Raw genomic sequence first — 15,164 nt, 5'->3', positions numbered from 1 at the left:
ACGAGAGCATGAACTTTGACGCAATCGTCGTCGGCTCCGGCATCACCGGCGGCTGGGCGGCCAAGGAATTGACCGAGGCGGGCCTCAAGGTCCTTCTCCTCGAGCGCGGCCGCAAGATCGAGCATCAGGTGGACTACGAGACCGAGGTCAAGGCCCCGTGGGACATGCCTTTCCGCGGCGAAGGCGATGCCGATCTCTACGCCCGCGAATATGCGGTGCAGCGCCTCAACCGCCACTTTACCGAATTCACGCAAGGCCACTTCGTCAACGACGCGCAAAACCCCTACCAGACCGGCGCGGACACCGCCTTCACCTGGTTCCGCAGCTACCAGCTCGGCGGGCGTTCGCTCACCTGGGGCCGCCAGTGCTATCGCTGGTCGGACTACGATTTCGGCGCCAACAAGCGCGACGGCCACGGCACCGACTGGCCGATCCGCTATGCCGACATCGCCCCGTGGTACGACAAGGTCGAAGAGTTCATTGGCGTCTCAGGCGCGGCGGAAGGCCTGCCGCAGCTACCCGATGGCAAGTTCCAGCCGCCCTTCGCGCTCAATGTCGTCGAACAGGCGGTGCGCGAGCGGATCATGGCGCAATGGCCCGAACGCCGCCTCACCATCGGCCGCACGGCCAATCTCACCGCTGAAAAGGACGGCCGGGGCCTGTGCCAAAGCCGCTCGATCTGCGCGCGCGGCTGCTCCTACGGCGCTTATTTCTCCACGCAATCGAGCACGCTTCCGGCAGCCCAAGCCACCGGCAACCTCACGCTGATCACCGATGCCGCTGTCGAACACGTGGACTACGATCCCAAGACCCGCAAAGTCACCGGCGTGCGCTGGATCGACAGCAAGACCAAGACCCGGCATCAGGCCACCGCGCGCCTGATCTTCCTCAATGCAGGGGCCTTCAATTCGGTCCATCTCCTGCTGAACTCGGCCAGTGAGGCCATGCCCGGCGGGCTTGCGAACAGCAGCGGCGTGCTCGGCACCCACATCATGGACCACGCCAACACGCTCTCCGCCGCCGCGATCATGCCCGGCTTCGAGGCATGGACCAGCTTCGGCAACCGCCCGACCGGTGCAGTCATCCCGCGTTACCGCAACATGGAAACCATGGACGGCGTGGGCCACACGCGCGGTTTCTCGTTTCAGGGCGGTGCGCTGCAATCGACATGGACCGCCGGCAAGCGCGAAGCCGGGATCGGCGCGGACTACAAGAACAGTCTGCGCAAACCCGGCCCGTGGCGCATGGTCCTTGTCGGCTTCGCCGATTGCGTGCCGCGCGCTACCAACCGCCTCACGCTCGACCGGACGAAAGTGGACCCCAACGGTATCCCCCAGCTGCACATCGATTTCGCGTTCGGCGCAGAAGAAAATGCCGCGCTGGCGCAGGCCAAGGCCGATGCTGCTGAAATGCTGACCAAAGCGGGCGGCCATGTGATGTTCGGCTTCGACCGCCCCGGTCCCGGCGGCACCGCGATCCACGAAATGGGCGGCGCGCGCATGGGCAATGACCCGGCGACTTCCGTGCTCAACAAGTGGAGCCAGTCGCACGACGTGGCCAACCTGTTCGTCACCGATGGCGCGCAGATGAGCTCCTCGGCCTGCCAGAACCCCTCGCTCACCTATATGGCGCTCACCGCCCGCGCCGCCGCCCACGCTGTCTCGCTGCTCAAATCGAGTGCCCTATGACAAGGTATGTGAAGAACGTCTGGTACATGGCTGCGTGGGCCGACGAAATCGCGGGCGACACCCTGTTCTCGCGCACCCTGCTCGGCAAGCCGTGGCTGATCTGGCGCAACGGTGATGGCACACACGCGATGATCGCCGACCGCTGCCCGCACCGCTTCGTGCCGCTCTCGATGGGCAAGCGCGTGGGCGATACGGTGCAATGCCGCTACCACGGCCTCGGCTTCGATGGCACGGGCACTTGCGTTCACTCACCCTTCCCCGATGGTCCACCCGCGCATGTCAGCGCGCCGGCCATGCCGATCGTCGAGAAGCATCGCGGCCTTTGGTTCTGGCCCGGCGATCCCGCACTGGCCGACCCTTCAAAGATCCCCGATTTCAGCTTCCTTGACGCGGATCGCGGCATGCATCGCGGCTGTCTGCGGATCGAGGGCAACTACGAGCTCATCACCGACAACCTGATGGACCTCACCCACGCCGAGTTCCTCCATATCGAGACCTTCGGCGTCAACGGCTCGATCTTCCACGGGGAACAGACCGTGCGCCAGGACGAGGATGGCGCCATCTGGAACAACTGGGACATGACCGACGCGCAAGCGCCCGAATGGTCCAAGCCGATGCTGGAGCCGGGCCAGAAGATCGACCAGTGGCTCCACATGCGCTGGCACGCGCCCGCCGCCATGGCGCTCACCGTCGGCCTGGCCCGCGCAGGCACGCAGCGCGCCGATCTGATCCTGCCGCCAATGGTGAACCCGCATATCATCACGCCCGAGACGGAAACGTCTTCGCACTACTTCTACGATCACGAGGACAACCCGCAGGCCGCCGAAATGGCGCGCCGCGTGTTCGTCGAAGAAGACGAGCCAATGATCGAGGCCGCCCAGCGCGCGCTGGGGGCACAGGACTTCTGGGACGCGCGCCCCGCCATCCTCAAGACCGACGCCGGCGCCATCCGCGCCCGCCGCGCGCTGATGCAGCGGCGCAATGCGGAGGGGGGAGCGGCGGCCTGAACGTCAGGCCGCCGCTTTCCGCCCCGAACCCGAGAGCACCACCAGCAGAAGCGCCGCCCCCACCGCGCTGACAATCCCCGCAACAAGAAACGCGCCCTGCATCGTGCCGACCGCGCCGCGCAGCACACTCACCAGCAGCGGCGAGGAGAACTGGCCGAAGAAGAACGTCGCGGTCCAGATCCCCATGCCGCGCCCGCGGTGTGCAAAGGGCAGCTGGCTTTGCGCCCAGGCGATCAGCGTCGGGATCGCCATGCCCGCGCCCGTCTGCTGCAGCGCCATGCCCAGGATCATGCCCTTCCAGTCATGCGCCAGCCCCATCACCGCGAGCCCCGCGCCAAGGAAGCTCAGGAAGATCGCGATCAGCACTGGCGAGCCGACCCCGCGCGCGCCCAGCCACCAGAACAGGCTCGCGCCCGCCAGAATGAACAGCGTGGGCAGCGCAGTGATCTGGCCGATGCTCTGCGGATCGGTCACGCCCAGCTCCTGCCAGACGGTCGCGCCATTGACGATGAACACATAATAGATCGCCGAGGAAAACAGCGTGAGGCCCGCGATCCCGAGCATGGCGCGCCACGGGAACCCTTGCGTATCCTTTTCGTCCATCCCCAGCATCATGCGCACTGTCGCGTCGCTCGAAGGCTCGAACATCCAGCGCACCATCGCCGCCCAGATCGGCACCGCTAGAAGATAGAGCAGGAAGATGCCGTTCCACCGCCACGCCGTCATCGTGCCGGCAAAAAAGATCATCACCGACGAAAGCGCCGGCCCCACCAGCCCCTGCAGCGCCAGCCACTTGCGGCGGCCTTCATCGGGCCAGTAATCGGCGATCAGCGTGTTCACCGTGGTGAGGATCACCGCTTCGCACAGCCCCAGCAGCAGGCGCGAGGCATAGATCGTATCGAGGTTTTCGAGGAAGAACGGCGCCGCGCCGATCAGGCCGTAGAAGAAGGTCGAGACCAGCAGCAGCGTCCGCCGCCCGAACCGGTCGACCATCAGCCCGGCAAACAGCGCGACCAGCGCAATCGTCAGTCCGGGCGCGGTCACCATCGAGGGCACCTTGGTCGGCGCGGTCGGATCGGTCGGCGCGAAGTGGCCGATGATCGCGGGGATCGCCGGAAACATCGTGACAATGGCCAGAATCGGCAGGAAGCCTGCGATGATGACCGTCAGCCCCTGCGCCAGACCTGCTTGTGGCCCGGCGGTGCGCGCGGCCGTCGATGTGTTTGCCAAGATATTCTCCCCAAACAATTTTTGTCCCACAGGCGGGCTGTCATTCCCGTGATACCCTGCGTGCTGCGCTTGACCATAGGCGAGACGTGGTCATAATAGAAGCAAGATTTTAATTTGACCGGCTGATCCCGGTCGGCACCAATAACCGCCATGAGCAGGCGCACGGGACATCGGACAACCGCGAATGACAGCGCAACAGGCAGCACCGGCTGCGGCCTCAGGCAGCAAGCTGCCGCATGAACTCGATGATCGCCAGCGGGCGCTGGCCTTTTTCACCGTGCTCACCGCCGTGGTGCTGGAAGTGGCCGACACGACCATCGTCAACACCGCGCTGCCCGCCATTCGCGACGGGCTCGGCGCCTCTCCCCCCGCGATGCAGTGGATCGTCGCGGGCTACCTGCTCACGCTCGGCTCGCTCCTGCTGCTTGGCGGAAGGCTGGGCGATACGTTCGGCCACCGCACCCTGTTCCTCGGCGGCGTGGCGGGCTTCGTCGCCGCCTCCGCGCTTTGCGGCCTTGCCCCGACGCCGGGCGTGCTGGTCCTCGCGCGCGTCCTTCAGGGCGGGGCGGGCGCGATGATGGGGCCGCAGACCATGGCCATCGTCCAGCTGCTCTACACCCCGCTCGAACGGGTGCGCCGCCTCGCTTTCTTCGGCATGATCATCGGCCTTGCCGCGATCATCGGCCCGATCATCGGCGGCTTCCTGATCGAGCTCAACCTCTTCGGCCTCGGCTGGCGGCTGATCTTCCTGATCAACCTGCCGGTCGGCCTCTTCGCGCTCGCCATGGGCCGCGTGACGCTCCCCCGCACGGGTGAGGAACACAAAGGCCTCGCCATCGATCTTCCCGGCGCCGCGCTCTTCGCCGCAGGCTTCGGCCTGATCCTCCTCGCCCTGATCCAGGCGCACGACGATCTGGGTCTGGCGCCCGCAGCCGCGATCCTGTTCGGCGGTATCAGCGCCGTGGGCCTTGGCTGGCACCGCTCCGTCGCCCGCCGCGCAGCCGGGCTTCCGGCCATGATCGAACCCTCGCTCTTTGCCCTACCCACCTTCCGCTGGGGCGTGATCGCCGCGATGGCGTTCAACAGCAGCTCGGTCGGCTTCCTGATGATCTTCGCCGTCGCGTTGCAGCAGGGCCTTGCGCTAACCCCGCTGAAGACGGCGCTGATCCACATTCCTTTCGGCCTCGGCGTGATGGTGGCAGTTGCCCTGCTTGTCCCACGTCTGCTGCCAAAGCTCGGGCGCCTCCTGCCCATGGCGGGCGGCATGCTGATGGCGGCTGGCATCGTCAGCACCCTCGCGCTGATCCATGCGCGGGTTGAAGGCGGGCCGCTGCTCATCGCCACCCTCGCGCTCGCCGGGATCGGCTTCGGCACGCTCTCCGGCCCGCTAGGCCCCATCGTCGTCTCCGAAGTTCCGCGCACCCACGCCGGCACCGCCAGCGCGACGATGCGCACCGCGCAGCAGCTTGGCGGCGCACTCGGCATCGCCTTGGTCGGCTCGGCCTACTTCGCGGTTGCCGGACATGACGCGGCGGCGCGGCTCGCCGGTCTGGTCCCCGGCGCGATCATGGTCGCAGCGCTCCTCTCGATTGCGGTGCTCGCCGTCTCGCGCTTGCCCTCCACTCTGTTCGCGACCGAGCGCAAGCCAGCAGCGGATTGACCTGCCGCCGCTTCATAGGCATTGTTGATCCGAAGTGAACTAAACCCATCTGTCAAACAGATAGATAACCATCGCGGGAGATTATATGGACGTCAAACCTGTGCGCCGCATTGTCACCGGCCACGATGCGGAAGGTCGCGCGATCATCCAGGAAGACGGCGCCCCGCCCCGCGTCCAGCAAGTCGGCGGCGCGATCGGGCCGATGTTCCACGAAGTCTGGAACACGCAGGCCACCCCCGCACCCATCGACGCAGCCTCGGGCGAACCCGCCGAAGCCGGTGTGGTCCTCGCTCCGCCGAAAAACGGCACCCGCATCCGCGTGCTCGACATTCCGCCCGAAGGCGAGGGCATCCGCACCATGACGCCCGAGGAAGCTGCTGCGCACTTCGCCGAAATCGGCGCCGGCCATGCCTCCAACGCCGCCAAGGCAGGCGCGCGCCACGCGCTGATGCACCGCACCGAAACCATCGACTACGGCATTGTCATCGAAGGCGAACTCGTGCTGATCATGGATGAGGGCGAAACCACCGTCTATCCGGGCGATATCGTGATCCAGCGCGGCACCAACCACGGCTGGGCCAACCGCTCCGACAAGAATTGCCGCATCGTCTTCGTGCTGATCGACGGCGAATTCGCGCCGGAGCTCAAGGCATGAGGCTAGCCACTCTGCGCGACGGCACGCCCGATGGCGCGCTGGCGCTCGTCTCGGCGGACGGGGAGCGTGCGCTGCGCGTCGGCGGCCATCTCCTCGGCGCGATGGAGGACTGGCCCTCGACCGAAGCGAGGCTCAAGGAAGCCGAAGCCCGCCTCAACGCCGGCGATGGCGAGCCGACCGACGACGTGACCTTCGCCGCGCCGCTCCCGCGCACCTGGCAGTGGCTCGATGGCTCGGCCTTCACCACGCACGGCGATCTCATGGCCGTAGCCTTCAAGCACGATCCCCACGAAGGGGACCGCCCGCTCATGTACCAGGGCCTGTCCGACCGGTTCTACGGCCCTGCTGATCCCGTCCCCTTCCCCGCCATCGAACACGGCATCGATTTCGAAGGCGAGTTCGGCGTGGTGGTCGATGCCGTGCCGATGGGCACCAGCGCCGCAGAAGCGATGAAGCACATCCGGCTGATCGTGCAGATCAATGATTGGTCGCTGCGTGCCATCGCCCCCATCGAAATGAAGACCGGCTTCGGCTGGATTCAGGCCAAGCCGGCCTGCTCGATGGCCCCCTTCGCCGTCACGCCCGATGAACTCGGCGAGGCATGGAAGGACGGGCGCGTCGGTCTCGATCTCATCATCGACTGGAATGGCAGCGAAGTCGGCCGGGCCAACGGTGCCCCGATGGCCTTCGGCTTCCACGAACTCGTCGCCCATGCCGCGCTTACCCGCGATCTTGTTGCCGGAACGGTGATCGGCTCGGGCACCGTCTCCAACGCCAACTACGCCGAAGTCGGCTCCAGCTGCATATCGGAAATCCGCGCGATCGAGATCATCGCCCACGGCGCGCCGCAAACGCCGTTCATGGCCTTCGGCGATACCGTGCGGATGACGGCGGTGGGCAGTTCGGGCCGCGCGCCCTTCGGCATGATCGACAGCGAAGTCGTGAAGGCCTAGCATTTCCGGGCCGCCCCGGTGTAGGATCAGCGAAGATTTTTCGCAGACCCACCGAGGCGGCCCGATACCCATGAGCAGACCCAAACGGGCCACCATTGTCGATGTTGCGCGCATGGCAGAAGTTTCGGCCAAAACCGTCAGCCGCGTTGTCAACAACGAGCCGCATGTCACCGAAGCGGTGAAAACCCGCGTGCGCGAGGCTATGCGCACGCTGCGCTATCACCCCAATGTCTCGGCCCAGGGCCTTGTCCGCAGCCGCTCCTACCTGATCGGCCTCGTCTACGAAAAGCCGAGCCCCAGCTACGTCGTCGAACTGCAGAAAGGCGCGCTCGAACGCCTCCACGGCGAGCGCTTCCGCCTTGTCGTGCTGCCGGTCGAATCCGTCACCGAGCGCGAGGATGAGATCATCGCGCTGCTGCGTTCCGCCGCGCTTGATGCCGTGCTGCTTGCCCCTCCCGCCTCGGACCACGCCGGACTGATGGCCGAACTGCGCGAAGTGGGCATGCCGTTTGCGCGCATCTCGCCCACCCGCCTGCTTGGCAATGGCCCCTCGGTCGCGATGGACGATGTCGCCGCCGCGCAGGAAGCCGCCGAACATCTCGTCGCGCTCGGCCACCGCCGCATCGGCGTGATCAAGGGCGATCCCAGCCACGCCGCATCCGATGCGCGCCTCGTCGGCACCATGCAGGCGCTCGCCAAGGCGGGCCTCACGCTGCACCCGGAACTGATCGAATCCGGCCTGTTCACCTTCGATTCCGGCCTCGCTGCCGCGCGCCGCCTGCTCGCGCTCGATCCGCCGCCCACCGCGATCCTCGCCCAGAACGACGACATGGCCGCCGCCACCGTCGCCGCCGCGCGCGAATGCGGGCTGCATGTGCCGGAAGACCTCTCGGTCGTCGGCTTCGACGATTCCGACATTTCGCGCGTAGTCTGGCCCCCGCTCACCACGATCCGCCAGCCGGTGGAAGACATGGCCTACAAGGCGATGGACATGCTGCTCCATGTGCTGAAGGGCGAACCCGAAGGCGGCGACATCCACCTCGCTCACGAACTCCTGATCCGCCGCAGCACCGCCCCGCCGCGCGCGGGATAGGACAACCGCAATCATCCCTTTTCGTCACCCCCGCGAAGGCGGGGGGCCAGAGCCGCACACACCGCGCAGGCCCCTCTGGATTCCCGCCTTCGCGGGAATGACGAAGTTGGTTGACCTGGGGTCCGGCTAGCCCGCCTCCACCGCCAGCGCCAGATCGTCGAACGACAGCAGCGCCGCACCCACCGCAGAGGCATCCTCTGCCAGCGCCGCCGCCATCACCGGGGCAATTGCGGGGGCATCGCGCCCGCCGCTGCGCAACAGGAGATTGGTGCGCTGCGTGAGCCGTTCGAGCAGCGGCATCGGCAGGCGCCCGCCCACCAGCACCACGCCCGGATTGATCAGCAGGTTCACCGCCACCAGCGGCTGCACCAGCGCGCGAGCGCATTCCTCGATCCACTCATCATGGATCCGCTGCAGAGCCGCATCGCCCGAAATCGCCTCGCCATGCGCAAAGGGCGATCGGTCAGCCTGTTGCAGCCGCCGGTTTAGGCCGGCAATCGAAACGATCGACTGCAGCGGTACCATGGCCCCACCTTCGCCCGGCACGCTCATGAAGCCGATCTCGCCGCTGCGCCCGTCCGCACCGCGATCATATTGCCCGCCCACCACCAGCCCGCCGCCAAGGCCATAGCTGATGAGGATGTAGAAGAAGCTCGCCTCCTTCTGCCCGCGCCCGAATTGCATCTCGCCGATGGCCGCCGCGGCCGCATCGTTCTCGATGAAGATCGGCCGGCCCAGCGGTTCGGCAAACAAGGCCTCGAGATTGGTGGCAGACCACTGCGCATAGTCCCCCGGCATGCCCGGCAGATCGATCACGCCGAGGCCATCGGGCAACGCAAGCCCGATCCCGGTGATCGCCGCTGCGCGCACACCCGCCATCGCCAGCAGCTTGTCGAGATTGCGGCGATAGAAGCTGCGCACCTGCTCGGGCAGCGCAAAGGCGATTTCCTGATCGAGCCGCGCTTTTACCGTTCCGGCGAAATCCGCCAGCACCATCGTGATGTGATCGCGGTCGACATTGAGCCCGATGGCATGCGCGCCCTCGGCATTGATCACCAGCCGCGTCGCCGGCTGCCCGCGTCCGCCGCGCTGCATGCCGGCGGTGCGCAGCAGGCCGCGCTCCATCAGGCGGCGGGTGATATTGGTGACGGTGGGATGCGCCAGCCCTGTCTGCCGCGCCAGTTCCGCCTTGGTCAGCGTGCCCTGCGCGCGGATGGCGCGCAGCACGATCCGGGTGTTGTGCGCGCCTGCATCCTCGATCGTCGCGCCGCGATAGCCGCTGCGCGTCAGCCCCAAATTCACGCCGTACCGCCCTCCAGCACATCGAGCGCGATCGCCAGCGCGCCCAGTGGCCCCGCCTGATCACCGAGCACCGGCGCCCCCACGCCGAACGAAGCCTGCGCATAGCCGCTCAGGCTTTCCCGCACGGCAGTATCGACCCGCGCCACCAGTTCGGGCCGGCTTGTCAGGACTCCACCGCCCAGTGCCACGCGCTCGGGTGCCCCGGTCAACACGATGGTATGGACGAGCCGTGCAAGAACATGGACGAATGGATTCCATATCGGATGCAATTCGTCCAGTGCCTCGCCCGGCACCCCCGCCCGCGCAGCAAGTGCTGGTCCTGCGATCAATCCTTCCACGCAGCCCCCGTGAAAGGGGCATATCCCGGGCGCATCGTCCCCCGGCATACGGTCGACAAAAATGTGCCCCATTTCACTGTGTGCGCGGCCCGCCATGGTCCGGCCGCCCACCACGAGCCCCACGCCGACCCCGGTGCCCACGGTCACGTAGGCATGATTCGCCATACCAACCGCGCCGCCCCAGCGCCCTTCCGCCAGGGCCGCGCCATTCACATCACTGTCGAGCCCGACCGGCAGGCCGTATCGGTCCCGCAAATGCGCCGCGAGGCTGAAGCCCTGCCAGCCCGGTTTGGGCGTGGCGAGGAACGTGCCGAAGTCAGGTGCCGCCCGGTCGGTACTGATCGGCCCGAAGGCGGCGACGCCGATGGCCTCGACTTCATGCGCGGCCACCCATTCATCGAGGATCGCGGTGAGATCGCCAACCGTCGCGCCTGCATCGCGCGTCGGCACCCGGCGCTGATCGATCACCTCGCGCCCCCGCGCCAGCGTGGCCACGCACTTGGTGCCGCCCAGTTCGAGGCCAGCAATCATGCCCCGCCCCAGGTTTGCTGGAAATTGGGCCGTCCTTTGAGCGCGGGATCGAGCAGGCGTGCCAGCATGTCCCCATGCGTCGGCGCGGCCTTGCGATAGCGTCCCATCACGTCGCTGATCTGCCCGATCACCCGCCGCACCTCGTCAAACGGCGCCGCATCGGCCAGCGGATCGAGCGCTTCGGGCACGATCCCCATGCCTGCCGCGACAAAGAACCAGCTGATATCAGCAAACAGCTCGCGCCGCCGCGAAACGATGCGGCCGGTGCGGCGGAAAAGGTCAAGCTTTGCCGCCAGCGTATCGGGAAGCGGATTGGCGCGGATCTCGTCCCAGAACGGCTCGCCATGCCGCCGGTTGGGCACGTAATGCAGCAGCAGGAAATCGCGGATATGCGCATATTCGTCCGCCGCCTCGCGGTTGTACGCCGTCGCCAGCGCGGGATCGCAGTGCCGGTCCGGGAAGTAGTCCAGCAGCCGGTTCAGCGCGGTGTGAATCAGATGAATGCTCGTCGATTCCAGCGGTTCCAGAAACCCGCTCGAAAGCCCGACAGCAAGGCAGTTCTTCACCCACATCGCCTTGCGGTGCCCCGCCGTGAACCGCAGGAACCGCGGCTCCGCCAGCGCCTCACCCAAGGCCGCACAGCGCAGCGTATCCGCCGCCGCGTCATCGCCGATAAATCGGCTCGAATAGACATAACCGTTGCCCACGCGCGACTGCAGCGGAATGCGCCAGCGCCAGCCCGCCTCGTGCGCGGCAGAGATCGTGTAGGGCGCGGGCGGCCCCACGGTGGCAGTCGGCATCGCCACCGCGCGGTCGCACGGCAGCCATTTCGTCCAGTCCTCGTAGCCTGCGTGGAGCGCGTCCTCGATCAGCAGCCCGCGAAACCCTGAGCAATCGATGAAGAAATCGGCCGCGATCCGCCGCCCGTCCTCAAGCCTGACCGCTGCAATCGCGCCATCATCCGCCAGTTCGCAGCCCGCGATCCGCGCATCGATATGCTCCACCCCGCGCGCGGCGGCATGCCGGTGCAGATATTGCGCCACCAGCCCTGCATCGAAATGCAGCGCATAGTTGAGCGCCCCGCCGGGATAGCTTCCGTCCGGCGGCGGGAATGCGAACTTCCCGTCTTCCGCCAAGGCAATCGCAGGGCACAGATCGGCAAAGCTTTCGCCGTGCCCCGCCGCCTTGTTCTTCCACCAGTAGTGGTGAAACGGCCGCTGGTTGATCGTCACGCCCAGATTGCCGAAGGGATGCCAGTAGGAATGGCCCCGCTCCAGCCAGTCATCAAAGCGGATCGCCAGCTTGAACGTCGCTTGGCAATGGCGAATGAAATCAATCTCATCCACGCCGCAGTTCGCCAGAAACTCGAACACCGGCGGGATCGTCGCCTCACCCACGCCGACAGTGGGCACGTCGCTCGATTCAATCAGCGTGATCTTGCAGCCAGTCGGCGCGAGCACGGCGGAAAGCAGCGCTGCCGCAGACCAGCCCGCCGTGCCGCCGCCGACGATCAGGATCGAGCGCAAGGGTTCAGGGGTCATCATAGGTCCGGTCCGATGCTGGCGGTCATCCGGCCGCAACACAATATCTCCCTGGAATGCGCCTCACAAGAAAGGGGGGAAGGCCCGCAAAGGCCCTCCCCCCAAGAGGCTCCGAGGGAGGTGGAGCTAAGGTCAGAAGTTGAACTTCACACCGGCGAAGATCCGGCGCGAGCCCGATTCATACCGGAACGGCAGCTCGGGGAACTGCAGGTAGGTCTTGGTGTTTTCCTTGTTCAGGTTGATGCCTTCGAGGAACACGTTGAAGTTCGGCGTCACCTGATAGGAAATCTGCCCGTCGAGCTGGCCATAGGGCTTCTGGTAGATGCCCAGCGTGCGCGTCACGCCGCCATCACCGAAGCCGAAATTGCCGAGGTACGATTTCGAGCGCCACGAGTAGGAGGCGCGCGCCGCGAACCCGTGCTTCTCGAAATAGACCTGCCCGTTGAACGAGTGCTTCGAAACGCCCGGCAGCGGCAGCCCCGTCTCGAAGTCATTGCTGAACTCGGTGCTCGTGTCAGAGAAGGTGTAGTTCGCGGTGAAGCCAAGGCCGAACGGGAAGGCATATTGTGCCGCCAGTTCGAATCCCTTGACCCGGCCGCCCTTGCCGTTGACCGGCTGCGACACCGGGCCGACACGCCCGCCTGCCTGGTCGCTCACGAAGACCGGCACGGTCTGCGTCACGACGAAGCTGTCCACTTCCTTCCAGAACACGCCCGCCGAAAGCAGCCCCTGCCGGCCGAAGTAGTATTCAACGCCGAGATCGAACTGGTAGGCCCGGAACGGATCGAGCGTGGCGTTGCCGCGGCTGCCGCTGGTGAACAGGAACTTGTCGGTCGCCGCATCGCGGGTGAAGTCGGTGGCAAAGCCCCGGCCCAGATCGAACAGCGGCTGGCGCGAGGTCACGCGAGCTGCCGAGGCACGCACCTTGATGTCCTGCGCCGCATCGACCACCACGTTCACGCTCGGCAGGAAGTCGGTGTAGGACCGCTGAACACTCGATGTGTCGAAGTCCTTCACCACGCCGTTCCAGCTGTCGGTGCCCCAGTAAGTCGGGTTCGCGGTGCCCTGGTTCTGGTCCACCTTCAGCTGGGTGTTGACGATGCGCAGGCCAACGTTGACGTGGAAGCTATCATCCTTGCCGCCGATATCGGCCATGACATAGCCGGTCTTGGTCTCCTCCTTCACGAAGAAGGTCTGAAGCGGATCCTCGAAGAAGCTGAACGGCGTGGACGGATAGAGGTTCTGGATCCACTTGAGCGCATTGACCATCTGCGCGCGGTTCTGGATCAGCACCTTGCCGCCCGGCACGTTGGGATTGACCAAGGTCTCGACCCGGCCCGCATTGCTTGTGAACGTGTCATAGGGCGTGATCAGCGCGGGCGAATTGCCGAAGCGGCTGCACCCGGCGAAGGCGGCGGGCTTGTTCGCTTCCGGCAGGTCGCAGATCTTGTAGCCGATCGCGCCGTCCTGGAAGTAGCCATAAGGCGTGTAGTTGTAGTTGAAGGTGGGATCGCGCTCGGCCAGCGGGATCTTGGTCGCGTCGATCTCGCCCTTGCCTGAATAGTCCGCCAGATAGCGGCCCGAGGTGAAATCAACCGTGCGCTGGCCATAGCGGAAGCCCGCGCTCAGCGTGATCTTGCCCTTTTCCGAAGGATCGACATCCCAGGCAAGGTCGGTGCGGATCGAGTGCCCCTTGATCTTTGAGCGGTCCCCGAAGGCCCAGTGCGACTTGAAGAAGCCATTGGCCGGGTTGCTGAACAGATCCTGCGGGCTGCCCGGCGCGATGCCGAACTTGGGGAAAGCGCCGTTGCTGTACGTGAAGTCGAATGTTGCAGGCGCCGCGCTATTGAGCGCCACGCCGTCCTGCAGCGGTCCGCCCACCGCACCCTGCCGCACCGTATACTTGGTGAAGCGCACGTCGTTGTTGGCAACGTCGCGGAAGAGGCTGCCGGTCGAGTAAGTCGCCTCGACATTGGCACGGAAGTTCGAGCCGTTGTCGAACTTGGTGCCGAACTGCAGGTTGTCAGACTTGATGCTCGACTCGTCCACCACCGAGATGGCCTCGGCCGACTGCGCACGGATGGTGCCGCTTTCCAGCACGCCATTGCTGTTGATCTTGTAGCCCGGCAGCAGGCCAAGCGATTCGCCCTGACCGAACGGGAATTTCACCGAACCCTCGCGCGTGTCCACCTTGAGATCGGAGTGGAAGTACTGGAGGTCCATGCTCAGCGTATCGGTCGGGCGATAGGCGAGGCCCACCGAAACGCCCCAGCGCGTGCGATACTGGTCGCGGTCCGTCACATAGCGGTATTCGGGCGCGTAGTAGTTGGTCGGCACCGTCGCCGTATCGCGGCGGCCCGCGCCGAAGGCCCAGTTGCCGCGGTTCTCGCCGCCCAGAATGTCGTAGTGGCCGTTGGTCTTGCTGTAGCTGCCGGAGACGATGATGCCGAACTTGTCGTTGAAGTTGTAGCTCGCGACGACCGCGCCGGTCGGCTTCCAGCCATCGATGCCATTGGCCTTGTTGAGCCGCGCGTTGCCCGCCACGGTCAGGCCGTTCTTGAGATCGAGTGGATTGCGCGTCTTGAGATTGACGATACCGCCCAGGCCGCCTTCCAGCAGCGAGGCATTGGGCGACTTGAACACCTCGACGCCGCCGATCAGTTCGGAAGGCACGCTTTCAAGGCTGTCGGTGCGAGTGAAGTTGCCCTCGCCCACCTTGAACACTTCCTGGCCCGTCACGAAGAGCTCGTTGTTGAGCACGGTCAGGTTCTGCTCGAGGCCGCGGATGCGCACCTTGGTGCCCTGCCCGTTCTCGCGGTCGATCTGGATGCCCGGCAAGCGCTGCAGCGATTCGGTTATGTTCTGGTCGGGGAACTTGCCGATGTCCTCGGCGCTCACCGATTCGATGATGAGGTTGGAATTGCGCTTGGCATCAAGCGCAGCGGCCAGCGACTGGCGGAAGCCGGTGACGACGATCGGCGCGGCGCCCTCATCTGCTGCAGCGGTATCGGCCTGCTGCGGCCCCGAACCTTGCGCAGCCTGCGCGGCGGCATTGCCCGCAACCAGCAGCGCCATGATCGACGCGGCGCCCATAAGCCCCTTCTTAGACAGCACGGCCCTTGGACGTGCGATGCGATCAGACATGGTCTCTCCCCTTGCAAGTTGA

Annotated in this window: 11 protein-coding genes; 6 read left to right on the top strand and 5 right to left on the bottom strand. The window is 65.9% G+C overall.

Annotated elements, in window-relative coordinates; all coding sequences use genetic code 11:
* The first annotated feature begins 8 nt into the window (after positions 1-8).
* Together Q0071_RS14045 and Q0071_RS14040 are read left to right on the top strand one after the other, a co-directional pair.
* Positions 9-1,688 carry a GMC family oxidoreductase gene (locus Q0071_RS14045; RefSeq protein ID WP_298170553.1) on the top strand — a complete coding sequence of 560 codons (1,680 nt, stop codon included), beginning with the start codon at positions 9-11 and terminating at the stop codon, positions 1,686-1,688.
* Between the two features lie 26 nt (positions 1,689-1,714).
* Positions 1,715-2,695 (top strand): aromatic ring-hydroxylating dioxygenase subunit alpha, encoded by a 981-nt coding sequence (locus Q0071_RS14040; protein WP_298170549.1) that lies wholly within the window; start codon positions 1,715-1,717, stop codon positions 2,693-2,695.
* 3 nt (positions 2,696-2,698) lie between these two features.
* On the opposite strand, the gene Q0071_RS14035 is transcribed toward Q0071_RS14040, so the two are convergent.
* Positions 2,699-3,925 (bottom strand): MFS transporter, encoded by a 1,227-nt coding sequence (locus Q0071_RS14035; protein ID WP_298170546.1) that lies wholly within the window; start codon positions 3,923-3,925, stop codon positions 2,699-2,701.
* A gap of 184 nt (positions 3,926-4,109) precedes the next feature.
* Here Q0071_RS14035 and Q0071_RS14030 point away from each other — a divergent pair, with 184 nt between their 5' ends.
* The 4 genes from Q0071_RS14030 to Q0071_RS14015 all read left to right on the top strand — a co-directional run bounded on the left by Q0071_RS14030 (position 4,110) and on the right by Q0071_RS14015 (position 8,286).
* Complete coding sequence (locus Q0071_RS14030) at positions 4,110-5,585, top strand: MFS transporter (protein ID WP_298170543.1); 1,476 nt, start codon at positions 4,110-4,112, stop codon at positions 5,583-5,585.
* Positions 5,586-5,670: 85 nt separating this feature from the next.
* Positions 5,671-6,240, top strand: coding sequence for a cupin domain-containing protein (locus Q0071_RS14025; RefSeq protein ID WP_298170540.1), 570 nt, complete (start codon positions 5,671-5,673; stop codon positions 6,238-6,240).
* On the top strand, positions 6,237-7,193 hold the full coding sequence (locus Q0071_RS14020) for a fumarylacetoacetate hydrolase family protein (protein ID WP_298170537.1): 957 nt from the start codon (positions 6,237-6,239) through the stop codon (positions 7,191-7,193). The genes Q0071_RS14025 and Q0071_RS14020 overlap by 4 nt, the downstream gene beginning before the upstream one ends.
* A 70-nt stretch (positions 7,194-7,263) precedes the next feature.
* Positions 7,264-8,286 (top strand): LacI family DNA-binding transcriptional regulator, encoded by a 1,023-nt coding sequence (locus Q0071_RS14015; RefSeq protein ID WP_298170535.1) that lies wholly within the window; start codon positions 7,264-7,266, stop codon positions 8,284-8,286.
* 126 nt (positions 8,287-8,412) lie between these two features.
* Here the strand turns inward: Q0071_RS14015 and Q0071_RS14010 are convergent, their stop codons facing one another.
* The 4 genes from Q0071_RS14010 to Q0071_RS13995 form a co-directional block, all read right to left on the bottom strand.
* A complete protein-coding gene (locus tag Q0071_RS14010) occupies positions 8,413-9,588 on the bottom strand; it encodes an ROK family transcriptional regulator (protein WP_298170533.1) in 1,176 nt (391 codons plus the stop codon).
* On the bottom strand, positions 9,585-10,457 hold the full coding sequence (locus Q0071_RS14005) for an ROK family protein (RefSeq protein ID WP_298170531.1): 873 nt from the start codon (positions 10,455-10,457) through the stop codon (positions 9,585-9,587). The genes Q0071_RS14010 and Q0071_RS14005 overlap by 4 nt, the downstream gene beginning before the upstream one ends.
* Complete coding sequence (locus tag Q0071_RS14000) at positions 10,454-12,001, bottom strand: tryptophan halogenase family protein (RefSeq protein WP_298170529.1); 1,548 nt, start codon at positions 11,999-12,001, stop codon at positions 10,454-10,456. The genes Q0071_RS14005 and Q0071_RS14000 overlap by 4 nt, the downstream gene beginning before the upstream one ends.
* Positions 12,002-12,130: 129 nt before the next feature.
* Positions 12,131-15,142: a TonB-dependent receptor gene (locus Q0071_RS13995; protein WP_298170527.1), complete on the bottom strand. Its 3,012-nt coding sequence runs from the start codon at positions 15,140-15,142 to the stop codon at positions 12,131-12,133.
* Positions 15,143-15,164 lie beyond the last annotated feature (22 nt).

The sequence above is a fragment of the Novosphingobium sp. genome (assembly GCF_027486195.1).
In the GTDB taxonomy this organism is placed as follows: domain Bacteria; phylum Pseudomonadota; class Alphaproteobacteria; order Sphingomonadales; family Sphingomonadaceae; genus Novosphingobium.
Note: the sequence above shows the minus strand (reverse complement) of the source record. Positions and strands in the feature narration are given on the sequence as shown.

What these genes read in the sequence shown, in the direction of transcription:
- Q0071_RS14045 (WP_298170553.1), top strand. Translation starts at nt 9, where the DNA reads ATGAACTTTGACGCAATCGTCGTCGGCTCCGGCATCACCGGCGGCTGG.
- Q0071_RS14040 (WP_298170549.1), top strand. Translation starts at nt 1,715, where the DNA reads ATGGCTGCGTGGGCCGACGAAATCGCGGGCGACACCCTGTTCTCGCGC.
- Q0071_RS14030 (WP_298170543.1), top strand. Translation starts at nt 4,110, where the DNA reads ATGACAGCGCAACAGGCAGCACCGGCTGCGGCCTCAGGCAGCAAGCTG.
- Q0071_RS14025 (WP_298170540.1), top strand. Translation starts at nt 5,671, where the DNA reads ATGGACGTCAAACCTGTGCGCCGCATTGTCACCGGCCACGATGCGGAA.
- Q0071_RS14020 (WP_298170537.1), top strand. Translation starts at nt 6,237, where the DNA reads ATGAGGCTAGCCACTCTGCGCGACGGCACGCCCGATGGCGCGCTGGCG.
- Q0071_RS14015 (WP_298170535.1), top strand. Translation starts at nt 7,264, where the DNA reads ATGAGCAGACCCAAACGGGCCACCATTGTCGATGTTGCGCGCATGGCA.
- Q0071_RS14005 (WP_298170531.1), bottom strand. Translation starts at nt 10,457, where the DNA reads ATGATTGCTGGCCTCGAACTGGGCGGCACCAAGTGCGTGGCCACGCTG.
- Q0071_RS14000 (WP_298170529.1), bottom strand. Translation starts at nt 12,001, where the DNA reads ATGATGACCCCTGAACCCTTGCGCTCGATCCTGATCGTCGGCGGCGGC.
- Q0071_RS13995 (WP_298170527.1), bottom strand. Translation starts at nt 15,142, where the DNA reads ATGTCTGATCGCATCGCACGTCCAAGGGCCGTGCTGTCTAAGAAGGGG.